This window comes from Streptococcus milleri, from assembly GCF_900636525.1.
GTDB classification, from domain to species: domain Bacteria; phylum Bacillota; class Bacilli; order Lactobacillales; family Streptococcaceae; genus Streptococcus; species Streptococcus hominis.
Genome location: NZ_LR134288.1, coordinates 1,547,554 through 1,562,972 on the forward strand (window position 1 = coordinate 1,547,554; position 15,419 = coordinate 1,562,972).

At 37.3% G+C, this 15,419-nt stretch carries 14 protein-coding genes; 1 reads left to right on the top strand and 13 read right to left on the bottom strand.

The genetic code is table 11. The features are described from left to right. Positions 1-440 precede the first annotated feature (440 nt). On the top strand, positions 441-2,240 hold the full coding sequence (pepF, locus tag EL087_RS07640; protein WP_126407803.1) for an oligoendopeptidase F: 1,800 nt from the start codon (positions 441-443) through the stop codon (positions 2,238-2,240). 76 nt (positions 2,241-2,316) lie between these two features. Here the strand turns inward: pepF and EL087_RS07645 are convergent, their stop codons facing one another. The 13 genes from EL087_RS07645 to pelF form a co-directional block, all read right to left on the bottom strand. Further along, positions 2,317-3,363 carry an ArsR/SmtB family transcription factor gene (locus EL087_RS07645; protein ID WP_126407805.1) on the bottom strand — a complete coding sequence of 349 codons (1,047 nt, stop codon included), beginning with the start codon at positions 3,361-3,363 and terminating at the stop codon, positions 2,317-2,319. A gap of 65 nt (positions 3,364-3,428) precedes the next feature. Continuing rightward, positions 3,429-4,697, bottom strand: a complete 1,269-nt coding sequence (locus EL087_RS07650) for an MFS transporter (RefSeq protein WP_126407807.1) — start codon at positions 4,695-4,697, stop codon at positions 3,429-3,431. Positions 4,698-4,888: 191 nt separating this feature from the next. After that, entirely contained in the window at positions 4,889-5,203 is a 315-nt protein-coding gene (gene trxA / locus EL087_RS07655) for a thioredoxin (protein WP_126408175.1), read from the bottom strand. A gap of 15 nt (positions 5,204-5,218) precedes the next feature. Beyond that, entirely contained in the window at positions 5,219-5,440 is a 222-nt protein-coding gene (locus EL087_RS07660) for a DUF4649 family protein (RefSeq protein ID WP_003026254.1), read from the bottom strand. 162 nt (positions 5,441-5,602) lie between these two features. Then, complete coding sequence (gene rpsO / locus EL087_RS07665) at positions 5,603-5,872, bottom strand: 30S ribosomal protein S15 (RefSeq protein ID WP_003026255.1); 270 nt, start codon at positions 5,870-5,872, stop codon at positions 5,603-5,605. A 134-nt stretch (positions 5,873-6,006) separates the two neighbouring features. Further along, complete coding sequence (locus EL087_RS07670) at positions 6,007-6,735, bottom strand: pseudouridine synthase (protein WP_126407809.1); 729 nt, start codon at positions 6,733-6,735, stop codon at positions 6,007-6,009. Continuing rightward, positions 6,722-7,894, bottom strand: a complete 1,173-nt coding sequence (locus EL087_RS07675) for an MFS transporter (RefSeq protein WP_126407811.1) — start codon at positions 7,892-7,894, stop codon at positions 6,722-6,724. The genes EL087_RS07670 and EL087_RS07675 overlap by 14 nt, the downstream gene beginning before the upstream one ends. A gap of 121 nt (positions 7,895-8,015) precedes the next feature. Continuing rightward, on the bottom strand, positions 8,016-9,389 hold the full coding sequence (locus EL087_RS07680) for a DUF4832 domain-containing protein (RefSeq protein ID WP_390614113.1): 1,374 nt from the start codon (positions 9,387-9,389) through the stop codon (positions 8,016-8,018). Between the two features lie 5 nt (positions 9,390-9,394). After that, entirely contained in the window at positions 9,395-10,066 is a 672-nt protein-coding gene (locus EL087_RS07685; protein WP_126407815.1) for a DUF4956 domain-containing protein, read from the bottom strand. A 14-nt stretch (positions 10,067-10,080) separates the two neighbouring features. Beyond that, positions 10,081-10,815: a polyphosphate polymerase domain-containing protein gene (locus EL087_RS07690; RefSeq protein ID WP_003039522.1), complete on the bottom strand. Its 735-nt coding sequence runs from the start codon at positions 10,813-10,815 to the stop codon at positions 10,081-10,083. After that, on the bottom strand, positions 10,802-12,577 hold the full coding sequence (locus EL087_RS07695) for a CotH kinase family protein (RefSeq protein ID WP_003039853.1): 1,776 nt from the start codon (positions 12,575-12,577) through the stop codon (positions 10,802-10,804). Before EL087_RS07695 ends, EL087_RS07690 begins: the two co-directional genes overlap by 14 nt. Beyond that, positions 12,570-14,015, bottom strand: coding sequence for an exopolysaccharide Pel transporter PelG (gene pelG, locus EL087_RS07700; protein WP_126407817.1), 1,446 nt, complete (start codon positions 14,013-14,015; stop codon positions 12,570-12,572). Before pelG ends, EL087_RS07695 begins: the two co-directional genes overlap by 8 nt. Further along, entirely contained in the window at positions 14,015-15,415 is a 1,401-nt protein-coding gene (pelF, locus tag EL087_RS07705) for a GT4 family glycosyltransferase PelF (RefSeq protein ID WP_037566770.1), read from the bottom strand. The genes pelG and pelF overlap by 1 nt, the downstream gene beginning before the upstream one ends. Positions 15,416-15,419 lie beyond the last annotated feature (4 nt).

The window sequence follows — 15,419 nt, forward strand, 5'->3', positions numbered from 1 at the left end:
CTCGTTGAGCTTATGCTCAATTTCTAATTTTTTTATACGTCTTGCCTACAAAGATCAAGATACAAAGCATTAAAATTGATTGGTACTTAGTACCTAATCAGTTTACGCTAATCGCTAAATACCTTGCTAAGTCAAAGCCTCTTGCCAAATAGTATTGATTTAACAAGTTCCTGTCGCAAATCTCGTTAAACGCTCACAATGTTCATCTGCTGTACTTTTGAAATAAACAAGGATTGTCTCCAATAAGCCTTTAAATCCTCATCTTTGTATCAAGCACGTATAAACCTTATTTTATCATATTTTCAACTAAAAGAAAAAGCCTTAAAACAGCTTTTTACCAAGAATTTTTGAGAATTTAGCGATAATTTTTGAAATGCTGTCTATTTATTGCGTTTTTCTGCTATACTAGAAGAAAGTTAATGACAAGGAGAAATAGATTTATGGTTGAACAAAAACAACGTTCTGAATTTCCAGAAAATGAACTGTGGGACTTAACAGCCCTCTATCAAGACCGAGAGGATTTCTTGCGTGCGATTGAAAAAACACGCGAGGACATTAACCAATTCACACGTGATTATAAGGATAACCTCCATACTTTCGAGGATTTTGAAAAGGCTTTTGCTGAATTGGAGCAAATCTACATTCAAAGAAGCCATATTGGCAACTACAGCTTTATGCCGCAAACAACGGACTACGGTGATGAAAGCTTTGCACAGATTGCGCAAGCTGGTACAGATTTTGAAACAGAAGCCAGCGTTGCGCTTAGCTTCTTTGACGCAGCTTTGGTAAATGCCAATGAAAAAGTACTCGACCGTCTCGGACAACTACCGCATTTGACTGCTGCAATTCGTCAAGCAAAAATTCAAAAAGCTCACTATTTAGGTGCCGATGTCGAAAAGGCTCTGACAAATCTCAGTGAAGTTTTTTACAGCCCACAAGACATTTACACCAAAATGAGGGCAGGTGATTTTGCTATGGAGGATTTTGAAGTAGACGGAAAAGTTTATAAGAATAGCTTTATCAGCTACGAAAATTTCTACCAAAATCACGAAAATGCTCAAGTCCGTGAAAAGTCTTTCCGTTCTTTCTCAGCTGGACTTCGTAAACATCAGCATACCGCTGCTGCAGCTTATCTGGCTCAAGTAAAATCTGAAAAACTGATTGCTGATATGCGGGGATATGACTCTGTCTTTGACTATCTTTTGGCTGAGCAAGAGGTAGACCGTTCTATGTTTGACCGGCAGATTGACCTCATCATGACTGAATTTGCACCTGTTGCACAAAAGTTCCTCAAACACGTTTCTAAAATCAACGGTCTTGAAAAAATGACCTTTGCAGATTGGAAATTGGACTTGGACAGCGCACTCAATCCTGATGTCACTATTGATGACGCTTACGACTTAGTGATGAAATCAGTTGCTCCGCTTGGAGAAGAATACACGCGCGAAATTGCCAATTATCAAAAAGAACGTTGGGTGGATTTTGCAGCTAATGCCGGTAAGGACTCCGGTGGTTATGCGACCGACCCTTATCGTGTGCACCCGTACGTTCTCATGAGCTGGACTGATCGCATGAGTGATGTATATACTCTAATTCACGAAATTGGTCACTCTGGGCAATTTATCTTCTCTGACAATAGCCAAAGCTACTTTAACACCCACATGTCAACTTATTATGTAGAAGCTCCTTCTACTTTTAATGAGCTGCTGCTTAGCGACTATTTAGAGCATCAATTTGACAATCCACGCCAAAAACGTTTTGCTCTTGCGCATCGCTTAACTGACACCTACTTCCATAACTTCATCACTCACCTCCTAGAAGCCGCTTTCCAACGTCGGGTTTACAATCTGATTGAAGCAGGCGAAACCTTTGGTGCCAATAAGCTCAATAGCATTATGAAAGAGGTTCTGACCGAATTCTGGGGTGATGCGGTGGAAATTGATGACGATGCTGCACTCACTTGGATGCGGCAAAGTCATTATTACATGGGACTATATAGTTATACCTATTCCGCAGGTCTCGTCATCTCGACTGCTGGCTATCTCCATTTGAAAAATAATGAAAATGGTGCTCGCGATTGGCTCAACTTCCTCAAATCTGGCGGAAGCAAAACGCCTCTTGAATCAGCTCGCATCATTGGTGCGGATATCTCTACTGATAAACCACTCCGTGATACCATTCAATTCTTGTCAGACACAGTTGATCAGATTATTGAATACAGTAAAGAATTGGAAGAATAACAGAAACTACTCAAAAATCCGCTTAGAAATTCTAAGTGGACTTTTTCGTCTGTAACTAATCCAAAGATCTTTCTGTTCACTTTTCTTCCAAGCCAAAGTCACTAGTCAGCTTGGCAATGATTTCTCTAAGTAAACTTTTATTTACATCATATTTCACATCTTTATGGTCACGATTAAAAAGTAGGAGTTTTACATTGATGAGCTTTTGAGTATGAAAAGAAACCGCTGCTCCAGTAATATCTAACTCTTCAGCAATCCGTTTGCTCTTAGCATACGGTTTAGCTAATTCTACCATAACATTATAGCGTGTGCTGTCACTAAGTACCTTGAGAACTGCGGCAAACGTATCCATATCCAGTTCTGTTCCGCTTTTAAGTAGTTGATCAATGCGACAAGAAACGATAAAATAATGACTCTCTTTCGGTTCTGTTTCACTGAAGTAAGATAAAAACTGCACCACCCATGGACTGACAACATAAAGCCTAATAAATTGATTTTCTTTAAAATTCCAATCAAAATGAGACAGACTAGCAGACTCTGTAATGGTATCCTCCAATGAAAAGGATGCCGCATAAGCTCTACGTTCGGCAGTACTTTTTTCCAAGTAAGGCTGGTAAAGCGGAATAAGTTCCCGAGACAATTCTATTAACTCTTTCATAGCTTCAAGTGGCTTCCGATAAAATTGACTGAAATACCACTTAGTTTCTGATTTAATAGATGACGCTTCTAAATAATCCCAAAAATCTCCACTTTTAGCCATGTGCTCAGGACCTGTGTTTAAGAGATCTTTTAGCTGTTCTCTTATCGCTTCGGCATCTAGCTGCAAACAATAGGCATGTACCGCTTCAACCGATTTGGGCATCAGCCCCTTATCTACCATCTCCAAATAGCAACTTTGCAGCAAGGTGATTCCATAACCAGTCAAATAATAGGTTTCCATTTTTTCCTTATAAGGTTGAAACAAAAGGCGAAGCTCTTCCATTACAGGAAAAACATCTTTAAAAAGCTCACGCTCTTTGCCACTAAAACTTTCGATAGTCTCTCTTCTATCCTGTATCAGAGTAGATAGAGAAAACTGCTCCATTAAATCACTTGCTTGTTCTGAATACTGTACTTCCACCATTATCTTTACTCCTTCTTTAGTGTTATCTTATCAAATTCACCCTAACAAGTAAACTGTTTGGAAAGCTATTGCATCACTTGTTTAGCATTTTTTCTGGGCACTTTCAGTGTATAAAAGAATAAAATTGATGATAATATTAAAAATAAGAAAGCAATTTGGGCTGATGACAAGAACGTTACCAAAACTGCTACTAGCATTTGACAAAGAACTAAGCCTAATGTGCAAAAACTACTAATCCCCGCACTGATTGTCGCCAAACGCTCCTCAGGAAGCGATGAAATGATAAAAGCATTCATCTTTGGCTGAAAAATGCCTACGATAACCATTGTCAAAAAATTAACCAAGAAAATAATATAAATACTGTGGAGTAAAAAACCAATAAAGAGAGCAGGGGGCATGAATACGGAAATCTTCAGTAAAAATTCCATACTTACTTTTTTTAATAAGGTCGTTACCAAAACACTCCCCAAAATATTTCCTATCAAAGTTACAACTGTAACGGTTGCTATAGTTGTGGCTGGATTGATAAATGCAAAACTGGAATTTTCTTTCATATTTAGGAGGAGCAGTGCATTCTCTGCTGCAAACACAGCATTTAAACCAGCAATGGTAAAAATAGAAGTCTTTAAGATGGAGATATTCTGAACAGTTTGATAAGATTGCTGCAAACTATTCCATGTATTTTTAATAAAATGCCTCTCTCCCTCACGATTCTCAACAGAAGAATGAATTGGATTATCTTTGAGCAGATTATTTAAACTGGGACGAAGTATCAGCATTATCAAAGCACTAACTACAAAAGTTCCAGCATTAAAAAATGCGAGGTGTTGATAACTCATCAGCCCAGCTAAAATTGCTCCACTGGATTGAAAGAGAATCTTTAGGATAGAGCTTGCTCCTTGACGAAAGGCATACATGGCTTCACGATTTTCCATTGGAATAATACGAAGGCTGAGTGGTATGTGCAAAGCATCTTCATATTGACCGGCTAGATCAGATAAAAGATTGACCAATACAGCTAAAATCACTACCCATAAAGCTGGCTGAAAGCCCATAGCCAGACCAATGAGCAGATACAGTCCTGTCCGAAACAAAAGCGTCACCAAAATCGTATCTACTTTCTTCTTAGTACGATCGCCCCACATGCCCATGAAAATCATCGTCAGAAAAGGCAAACTTTCAGATAAAGTCACTAAAGAGATTGCAAATTTTGCTTCTGGCAATAGCAGAACATAGTTCATTAAAGCCAAATAATAGAGTACATCTCCAAAATTAGACAACATATCCGAGACGAAAGTTCCCATAAACAGTTTATTTTGCAATATTCGTTTCATTTTATATCCACTTTCTTTTTGTTAATCAATCGCTTAATTTTTATTAAATATAATTATACGCTTAATTTTAAACAAGTCAATACTTTATTTTAAGTTTTATTATGGCTCCTCAAGAATCTCTTTTTTAAGTATCTGACTAAAAGTTTTCAGGCACCTAAAAATCCGCTTAAAAACTAAGCGGATTTTATGCTTTATCCTAATTCTGTCATGATTTGCTTGATTTGTGCTGCTGTATGTACCCCGGCGACTTGTTTCACAACCTGGCCGTCCTTTTTAAATAAGAGAGTTGGGATACTCATAATACCAAATTGTCGTGCGGTATTTGGATTTTCATCAACGTCTATCTTCACGATTTTCAATTCATCTTCTGGAATTTCTACGGAAAGTTTTTCTAGAATAGGAGCTTGCATACGACAAGGTCCACACCAAGTAGCCCAAAAGTCAATAATAACAAGACCGTCCTTTGTTTCTGCTTCAAACGTTGCATCAGTAATAGCTTTTGTCATCATTTTACCTCACTTTTATTTGTATTGATTTAAATCTTGCTTCATTAGATAAAAGAAAACATCACCGTAAGTCCCTTGGTAATCCAATTCGTGTCCATTAACAAGCAGCTTTTGAACCGGGTAATAATCTGCTACATTAATCAAGCAGGCTTGCTGCGATTGCTCAAATTCTTGATAGCTTTCAAACGTTATAACCCTCTCTTGCTTACTAGCATCCAAATAAGTGATTTCAATCATGGTCATTCTCCTTTTTATTATTCAATTACATTTGTAATTATTTTTATAAATACATTGTATCAATAGCTGTTACAACAGTCAAGAGATATGCTTACTCTACCACATTTCTATTTCTAATGGTAGAAAAAAAGCTCTCATTTTCATGAGAGACTTTTAATTGAATTAACGACGAAGTCCGAGTGAGTTAATCAATTCGCGGTAACGGTTAACATCGTTCTTACGCAAGTAGGCAAGAAGGTTACGACGACGACCGATTTTTTTCATCAAACCACGGTAAGTAGCGTGGTCTTTTTTGTGTACCTTGATGTGTTCGTTGAGGTGGTTAATTTCCCAAGTAAGAACAGCTACTTGTACTTCAACTGAACCTGTGTCACCTTCGTGACGTGCATATTGTGCAATGATTTCATTTTTTTTCTCTTTTGAGATTGCCATGATATTCTCCTTTTCTTTACGCTTCATCCGAGTGTTAGGCTTGGCCCACCTAATACCAAGAAAAAGTTATTTGTCTTTAACGACATTCTTATTCTACCAAGAAGGAAAGGTTTTGTCAAATGGGACATTCCGGCTTAGAGTTCTACACCAAAAATAGTGAGTTTTTCTAATTCTTCTTTTGTCAAACGGCGGAAAGTGCCTAATTCCAAACGCTCATCCAGCATAAGCGGTCCCATAGAAAGGCGTTCCAAATCTGTTATCGTTTTTCCGCAAGCCTGAACCATTCGCTTCACTTGGTGAAATTTTCCTTCAGAAATTATAATCTCCACCAGAGAAGTTTGCTGCTCTTCATTCACTTCTAATATGGTCAATTTTGCAGGCTGACAGGTAAAGTCCTTGAGCTCTATTCCTGCTTCAAAATGCTCCACATCTTTTTCAGTTATAATCCCATCTACCTTTGCACGATAAACTTTTGCTACATGCTTTTTAGGAGACAACATCGCATGTGCCAAAGCACCATTATTGGTTAATAACAAAAGTCCGTGAGTGTCAATATCAAGTCGTCCAACTGGAAAAACTTCTTTCTGGCGTGCACTTTCATCTAACAAATCCAAAACTATTTGATGGTTAGCATCTTCAGTAGCTGAAATGACTCCTTTCGGCTTATTTAAAAGATAATATACAAATTTTTCATAGTCCAATACTCGCTTATTGACTGAAATTTCGTCCTGATTTTCATCTATTTGAATTTTCGCAGATGTTTCTATTTTTCCATTAACCAAAACTTGCTTCTTTTTCAATAGGCGTTTGACTTCTGTTCGTGAACCAAGCCCCATTTCTACTAAAAACTTATCTAATCGCATCTTTTTCCTCATTTTGTTGATGAGTGACAAAAGCAGCTAAAATGGATACTGCTATCATGAGAACCCCTAGTACACTAAAAATAAAGGTTGGAACAGAAGAAATGATTCCAATCAAGGATAGGACGAATGTTGATACTGAAGCACCACTACTGCAACCCAAGACAACAATCGCTATTGCGCGATTGACCAAATGGGCAGGAATTTTCTCTGATACAATATGAAATACAGCTGTTAGAGATACGCTATAAGCAAAACCAGCCAACAGAGCACTTAAACTTAAGAACCAAATGTGGCTCGAAAAACCAATCATCACTTGACTGAAACCAAAAACAATTCCCGTTACTGTCAATAAGCGATTTTTCAACATACTCACTAAGCTGGCAAAGCTAACGCCAGCTAGAATCCCGACAAGCTGCATACAGCTGAGAATTAAGCTCGCTGTTTCAGCACTTCCCATTTTATTCTGTAAGACAAGACTTGGAATACGTAAATTGATAGCGACATTGGTACACACAATCATTCCAGCTATAAAAGCCAACAATATGCTTAAATGCACTTGTTTTGTGGTCATTTTCTGAGCAGACTTGAGATGCTCATGTTTATCGACTTTGCTTTTTTCATAAGGAACAAACAAAAGATATAGTGCTAAAATAATAAAGCCAACTGTATAAACTAGAAAAGTAGTTGTCCAGCCAAAACGCAAGAGTTGCCCGACCGCTAAAGTCAACAAAGCCATCCCTACAACTTCTGCTGACCCACGGTAGCCCAACATTTGCACACGCTCTCTCCCTTGGAAGCGCTCACTAATAATCGCAATTGCTCGAGGGTTCATCATACCTAGACCTAAACCAAAAATAAATCGCGAAGCAAAAACGAGACCATAAGCTTGATTGAAAAATGGGATGAGGCCACAAAGAGAAAATAACAATAGCCCTAGTATAATCATTTGTCGCTCAGATAAAAAACGCTCTAAAATACTATTAAAAAGCAATAAAGACATAATCCCAATAGATGGCAAGGAGACTAATAACTCTACCTGACTAGAAGAATAATTCTTATAAAACTGAAACATTGCCGGTAAGGCGCTGGAAATTGAAAATGCCGTTGTCAACACAAATGATAAAGCCAGAATACTAGCCTTCTCCATGAATCTTTTCATCTTATCTTCTTTCTAAAATCACACTATCCCTATCATACAGTTTTTTATGAAAAGACGCAATCTAATTCTGACATAAAAAACCAACGCCGTAAATAAGAATACAACGTTGGTTTGTTTAGTTTCAATCTTCATACAAGGTCAGCAATTTTTGTCTTTCCTGTCCTTTGTTAGCAAAATGAACAGCTGGTTTCTTGGTGAGAGGAGAAACAATTCCTAAAGCGATTTTGTATCCATTTCCTTCACCAGTCAAGTTAGCAGTTGAAAGAGAAATTTTTACTTTTTGTGCTTTATGAGGTAAGATTTTTGTCAATTCAATTGGTACAGTTTTACTTTCAACAATAGCGCCTGACTTATCTTGAACGTAAATCTTCACTTTCCAATTGCGATAAAAGGGAGCAACGCCTTTATTTGCTAATGTTATGGATAACTGAGTAGATTTCTTACTAGAAGTAAGTGTCATCTGTGGAACCCACAAACGATAACCCATATTTTTCAACAGTTCATTATAGCTACTATCGTCATTGTCTATCATTTCAGCAATTTTAGGACCCAAAAAAGTAGTATGAGATTCCTGAAGTTCTTTGATGATCTGTTTCAGCTTTTTCCCCATGAGAGTTTTCATAGTAGCTGAACTGGTTAATTCACCACCTATAGGGGCTGTTTGCCAAGCATCTGGCATAGAGACTAAGCCATTTTTGGCATTTTCCTGGTCATAATCTCCACCAGATTGAATCCAATTTAGCCAAACTTTTTTACTTTCTTCGTCTCCAACCACATCATTATAAAGACCAAATCCATACTTCTTGGCTGCTACAAACGGACGCCGCATTAGAATATTCGCTTCTGGAAAAGCATCTATCCAAGGGGTAATATATTTTTCACGAATAGCCGCTTCTGGCAACTTCCGAATATTAGCCTCATCATTCACATGCCACTCTCCCCAATGACCTAGTCCCCCTAGCTCAATAAAAGAAATTTGTCCAGAATCAGCCCAGCGTTGTCCCATTGCTTCAACCGCTTTTTGATAATAATGAATCAGCTTTTTATCCTCATAATTCGGCGAAAAGCCCTTTCCATAGGAAGAAGTATAGCGGTCTCCCGGATCAGACATTTCTTTGATTAACCAAGAAGGAATATCCTCATGAGTGGCTTTCCAAGGATAGTCCAAAACAAAGCGTAAAACAACATGTTTGCCTTCTTTTAGCCAACGTTTGAGCTGATTTTTCTCTTCTAAGGTTTCCCAAGCATACACTCCTTTTTGAGGTTCCAGCTCTTTCCAAGTCACATCCATATAGACCAACTGAATATCTTTGGTTACTTCTGGTTCTTTCGCTGAAGGAGCGTAGCCCATTAAAGGATTGGGCACCACTTTATCGGAGTAGGTGAAATTCTGCTCCACTCGTTTTCTATTTTTTTTCAAGGACGGGGAAAAAACTGCTACGCAAATAAATAGGGCTGCTAAAACGCTCAAACAAATTGATATTATTTTACTCATTCTCATCATCCGTGGTATTCACCATTATATTGGATTAGTGTTACGTCCGAAACCTGTTCAATATTACGTATTTGTTCTACAAAAGTGAAATCCTCTTTTTGACAAAAGACTTCTACTGCCATTTCAACGGTTTCTCCTCGCATTGTCTTTGATTTCACAAAATATTTCATTTTTCCAAAGACCTGAATGACTTTATCGCCAGCTTCATCTCCTTGATAATGGATAACAGCAATATAGACTTTTCCTTGTTCTTGCATTTTACTAAAAATGATTAACATGCCAAAAATGACAGCTGCTGTTACTAAGGCTAAAATATACATACCCGCTCCAACGGTAATTCCTGTTGTAATAGCCCAGAACAGATAAAGCAAGTCCATCGGATCCTTAACCGCCGTACGATAACGAACGATAGACAACGCCCCTACCATACCAAGTGAAATAACAATGTTTGAGCTAATAGCTAGTGTTACCATCGCTGTTAAAATAGACATTCCAACTAAGGTCATGGCAAAACTTCTAGAATAGACAACGCCGGTAAAAAATCGTTGATAAACAAAGTAAATAAAGGCTCCCAATGCAATGGCTAATAGTAAGGTCGCAACAATTTTCCCAATATTTTGGGTAGTAAAATTCTCTGATCGTAAGACAGATTTTTTAATGATATCTTGAACACTCATCTTTTTCTCCTCTACTAGTAGTCTGTATCATACCAGTATCCGAAATCATGCAAGTAGGCTGTTTTTTCATAACACAATACATATTTGGATACGGCAAGAAACTCGGAAGCTTGGGGGGGAATAACCTCTTTTATCATTTGGGGAAGCAATTCTGTATATTTTACTTCAAAAACTAACTTCCCCGGTGCTAAAACAGGTAAAGTTGGTAAGGTTTCATCAAATATATCATAGCTACCAATAGCAGCACGAACATTTGAATCAAATGTTAAACGAATTGTCCCCGTATCATAAACCCAAGGTTCACGCTCATAGTCTACTATGACACGAGGTCGCATCATATTTGCCACACATTCAACATAAAATTCTCGACACAACAAATAGGGACTATGGAGAAGAAAATCATAATTTCCATCAATAATTTTCTCTGTTTCTTCTCGTGTCAAAGGTGCAGCTTCCTTATAAATATACTGTCCAAATTTCTTTTTACGCTCCAATTTGATACTTCGGTCACTAAAATTATAGATCCGAATACGGTATTTTTTACGCATCAAAATTCCCGCTTCTTTCTCCTCATAAGCACTATTCCAGTAATCATCAAAGTACAGACTGCGAATGGTATAGCCACCATTTTGAGCATGTCTATCCAAAGATAGGATGGAGCCAAAGCGTTGCGTCAATAGTTCTTTTTCTTTCAGACCAATCAGGTATTTCCCTTCATGACGAAACTGTTCTTCTTTATTTATTTTCATAAACATCAACCTTTATCTTACCATCTTCCATCACATAAAAACTTAAAACGCCAAAAAGACTGGTAGTATCCACACGATATTGTTCAAAAGCAGCCTGAGATTTACCATCAGAATTTGTAGCAATCACGCGCATAAAATATTGACCTTTTGGAAGATGTTTTGTAGTGACACTTGTCTCTGTTAGACCTTTCTTGTCAAGGATCTTATCTTTAAAGTTAGGATCCTTAGCTAATTCTACATGATAAGTGATTTCTTTATTGTTAAAATCGTATGATGACATCCACTTAAGAACCAGTTCCCCATTCTCAACTCTTGGCTGGTCAATATAAAATGGTTGAGGAGACTGCAAACTATTTTTATAATCTTGATAATTTTTTTCAACTTCCTTTGGTAATTCATTTAAAATCTTGTCATATTGCTCCTCTTTTATAGGCATACGCTCCACATCTGGCATACGACTTAAATATGGTTTGACAATATTCGCATATTGCTTGCTCAAGTCACCGATACTGTTAGGACTAAGTTGATTTCTATATAATTTATCAACCACTTTATCCAAACCCGTTCTAAATCTTTCAGATTTTAGCAATCGTTGAAAAAGAAGATTCCCCCAATAATTACTCACACCATAACGCCAAGAATTTTGTCCCAGCGCACCCGATCTACGAAGTTCTCTCTCGCCTTTCCGTAAAGAATCGTCCAAATCCCAAGGTAAAATATACCAACGAGTTCCATTTTGTGGGCTATAAAGGAACATATTCCGATTTTGACTGTCAATGTTTCCCATTAAAATCTGAAAAGCTAACCAATATTGGATATTTTCGGCATCAAAATATTTTTCTAATATTTTATCGCCTGTCGTTGACTTATCATTCAATTTATCCAACATATCAATAAGCTTGGTATGATCGTGATCCCCCTTAACTTCTAAGAGTTCTTCAAATTTTTTCTTATCGAACTTTGGGTCATTTTCCTTTCGAATAGCATCTGCCTTCCGATAAAATTCAAAGTTGTTCAACTTATAAAGTTGACCAGCTCTATCTAATCCATGCGCTTCAAGAGCTGTTTTATTCAGTTGTTCAACTTGTGTATATAATCCATAGTCCTCAAAATTCTTTGAACCTGAACCAGTTTCATCTTTTACATACAAATGGACAAATTGAGTGCGAAGTCCAACAATTTGCGGAATGCCCTCCATCAATTTAAAAGCTAACCTATTTCGAAAACGAAGAGATTCATAAGGATGCTTATTCAAATTGATCGTTCGCTGTCCTTCCCAAATCCCTTTATTTTTTTTGATTTCTATCTTATAACTTTTCTGCTTTGAACGGCTAGAGCTTTGTCCTCGAATTTGAACGGTCGCATTTGGAACTTGCTCCTCAAATCCAAATTCACCCGCAACAGGACCTTTTTCATTTCCTACTTGCAAAAGACCCGCAACCTGATAGCGTTTCACTCCCATTTTTTCATAATCATAAGCAGAATATTGATTGATTTCTCGCCAAGAGTGATCGGTGTTCTCCGCAGTATTTCCGCGTCTCACTGTCAAATACATAGTAATAACATCAGGATTTTTTTGAGCATATAAAGATTCTTTATCACGGAGGTGACGATCGTTGATGTTTGCCACTTTTTCTTTTTTTACATGTTTTGTAGTTGGTTGCTTCGTTTTGTTTCCACCACTATCAGAAATAGCTAAAATAATAAATGCAAGTGCCATTAATCCAAAGACCAGTAAAAATTTAGTCCATTTATTATCCATCCTTCGACCTCGCTTTCAAAGTAGTGAATAACCTCGTAAAGAAGCCTTCCTCTTCACGATAAACGACTTCTTGACTTCCTAAGATACGATAGGGAAGATCTTTTGTATATTCGCTCAATCGCGTACTCGCCGTAAGATAAAGTACAAGAGCAGCTAATAAGAAGCCATATCCAATAAAAGATGTATCCATAAATTGGGTAAGGATACTAAAAATAACAGAGATTCCTGCAAACCATCTCGCACATTTCTTTGCCCCTTCATAATCAACAAAATAAAGTAGCATCAATAGATTGACATTTCCTACAGCATAAAGCCCGTAACCTAAGCAGAGTGTTTGAAAATAACCTTTCATCTGACTGTTAAAACCGAGCGGTAAAACTGTCAATAGAACAATTCCCACAAACATGGCTAATAAAGTAGCCAGAAGCTGTTTCCATGATAAATACTTTAATTCATTCCGAAGAACATTCATCATTTCAATTTCGCTCTGGTTGATTTTCTTAACGTTTCCCACTCCTTCATACATATGGTAATATTTCCTAAATTTAGGATAAAACTTCACCTCAACAGAGACCACAAAGTTTACAGTTGATACTAAAGTAACCAGATAAGCTAACATGGCAGGGACATCGTAAACCGGTGCTGTATGAAACAATCCTCCGATTCCCTTGCCGAGTGGGCCAAACCAATTGATGACGATATGGGAAAAAAGTCCAATAAACATATAAATGCCTACTTTGAAAAGATCTAAATATCGATCAAACCAAATTAAGAATTCAAAATTGGCGGCATAATTTTTGGGGAAGTGCCTGTACAAAATACGAATCATTTGTACAAGAATGAAGCCATAAGATATACAAACACTAAGGAGCAAACCATATGGAATAGCCGATGCAAGCGCCACTAAACCAACTCCAATAGTAATACCTATTGCTATAGCAAAAGTTTTTAGAATACTACGGTAATCTTTTACAGCTGTTAAGTAATTCACGGCATTCCAAATTAGGCATAGTTCACTAAACAAGACCAAATTTAAGATGATTTCTAACAAAGGAATCCCTGAAATCAAGAGAAAAACTCCATAAGTCACAACTCCAAGACCTAGCATCACGGCTCCAGAGGAAAAATAAGAAGATAGTACTTTTTCAAACTTTTTCTCATAAAGCATATCTGCTACATAGCGAGTGACAATCATTGAAAAGAGGTTGGTAATTGCTAGAGAAGCTAATATAGAATACGAAATCAAGCCCAGCAAATGATCACGTTCGCCATTCCCGAAGTGACCTAGAACACTTAGACCGACAACTGCTAAAATAAGCAAAATCCCAAGAAGCATCGGTCCGATATATACAACTCCTGCATAACCATAAGCTTTTTGTTTTGCAAGGAAGTTACCTTTATTATACACTTTTCGCAGCTCAAATCCCAACCCTGCCATTATTTTACATACTCCTTATATAATTGTCTATATTGTTCAATCATTTGATGATACTGGTAAAATTTCTCACTTCTCTTTTTAGCAATCTGTCCCATTTTTAGACGTTTTTCTTCTGAACTCGCCATGACAAGCATAGCATGAGCTAAACTCATTAAATCCGTTGGCGGAACGCAGTAACCAGCTACTCCCAGTTCATCATCCTCGCGCCCCTCTAATAATTCTTTGCAACAGCCGACATCTGTTGTAACACAAGGTTTTCCAGCAGCCATTGACTCCAAAATAGATAATGGTTGTCCTTCTGATATACTTGTTAGAATCATGAAATCCATCTTTTTTAAGTATTCCTTGACATCTACACGTCCTGTAAAAATCAGATTTTCTAATTTTAATTTACGAGCTAAAGCGTAGCATTCTTCCGCATAAGCTTTATCATCCACCCCACCCATGATATAAAGGCGAACATTTGACATCTGCGCTGATACTTCGTAAAAAGCATAAATCATAGTTTTAATATCTTTAATTGGCGCCATTCTGACAGCAGCGCCGATGTTAATCCAATCATCTTTTTCAAAAGGAATGTTAGAAAAGCTTTCATAATCAATACCATTTGAAATAACTCGGCATTTTTTCGCATCACAACCAAGAGCAATTTGTGTTTCACGAGCTTTTGAAAAAAGACTCGTAATACAATCTGCCTTAGAATAAATAGCATCTGATAACATATAAAAGAAATCAATCCATTGCTTACGCATAGAGGGCAAGAGCCAATCTGCACGAATAATTTCTTCCTCACGTTCACGTGTATAAATACCATGCTCCGTTAGAAGTAACGGCTTTCGCGTACGTGTGCTTGCTAATGTAGCTAGAATACCACCATACCCTGTAGAAATAGCATGATACGCATCCGCAGAAGGAATACTGCTTGATAAGAGGTTCAACAGAGGAAAAAGCATGGAACGAATGGTATGAAAGACATCTGACATAGGCTGTGAAGCATATTTTTCTTCACATAGCTCTTGAATCATGGAAAAGAACTCTTCGCTCGCTAAAAAATTATCTCGCTGAATTTTTCCTTCTTGTAGCAGATCAAATATAAGAGACCAAGCAGGTTTTGCACAAAAAACTAATTGTTTTAAAGCGTCATACTCTTCACGAGATAGTTCTTCAATTTTCTTCTCTATTATTTTTGAGCTACCTAAGCTATCCAGAAATACTTCATGAACTTCTACGACATTTTCAGGAAATTCATAGACAAATTTTCCCTTTTGTTCTTCATTGGCCCCAATAACCCAAATGATAAATTCATGTTCTTTCATTTCTGTGATATATTGGTGCATCCAAGTGGATACACCACCATGTACATAAGGGTAAGAGCCCTCTAAAACCAAACAGATTCTCATTTTT

What these genes read in the sequence shown, in the direction of transcription:
- EL087_RS07695 (WP_003039853.1), bottom strand. Translation starts at nt 12,577, where the DNA reads ATGGATAATAAATGGACTAAATTTTTACTGGTCTTTGGATTAATGGCA.
- EL087_RS07650 (WP_126407807.1), bottom strand. Translation starts at nt 4,697, where the DNA reads ATGAAACGAATATTGCAAAATAAACTGTTTATGGGAACTTTCGTCTCG.
- EL087_RS07675 (WP_126407811.1), bottom strand. Translation starts at nt 7,894, where the DNA reads ATGAAAAGATTCATGGAGAAGGCTAGTATTCTGGCTTTATCATTTGTG.
- EL087_RS07690 (WP_003039522.1), bottom strand. Translation starts at nt 10,815, where the DNA reads ATGAAAATAAATAAAGAAGAACAGTTTCGTCATGAAGGGAAATACCTG.
- pepF (WP_126407803.1), top strand. Translation starts at nt 441, where the DNA reads ATGGTTGAACAAAAACAACGTTCTGAATTTCCAGAAAATGAACTGTGG.
- EL087_RS07670 (WP_126407809.1), bottom strand. Translation starts at nt 6,735, where the DNA reads ATGCGATTAGATAAGTTTTTAGTAGAAATGGGGCTTGGTTCACGAACA.
- rpsO (WP_003026255.1), bottom strand. Translation starts at nt 5,872, where the DNA reads ATGGCAATCTCAAAAGAGAAAAAAAATGAAATCATTGCACAATATGCA.
- EL087_RS07680 (WP_390614113.1), bottom strand. Translation starts at nt 9,389, where the DNA reads ATGAGTAAAATAATATCAATTTGTTTGAGCGTTTTAGCAGCCCTATTT.
- pelG (WP_126407817.1), bottom strand. Translation starts at nt 14,015, where the DNA reads ATGGCAGGGTTGGGATTTGAGCTGCGAAAAGTGTATAATAAAGGTAAC.
- EL087_RS07660 (WP_003026254.1), bottom strand. Translation starts at nt 5,440, where the DNA reads ATGATTGAAATCACTTATTTGGATGCTAGTAAGCAAGAGAGGGTTATA.
- EL087_RS07645 (WP_126407805.1), bottom strand. Translation starts at nt 3,363, where the DNA reads ATGGTGGAAGTACAGTATTCAGAACAAGCAAGTGATTTAATGGAGCAG.
- EL087_RS07685 (WP_126407815.1), bottom strand. Translation starts at nt 10,066, where the DNA reads ATGAGTGTTCAAGATATCATTAAAAAATCTGTCTTACGATCAGAGAAT.
- trxA (WP_126408175.1), bottom strand. Translation starts at nt 5,203, where the DNA reads ATGACAAAAGCTATTACTGATGCAACGTTTGAAGCAGAAACAAAGGAC.
- pelF (WP_037566770.1), bottom strand. Translation starts at nt 15,415, where the DNA reads ATGAGAATCTGTTTGGTTTTAGAGGGCTCTTACCCTTATGTACATGGT.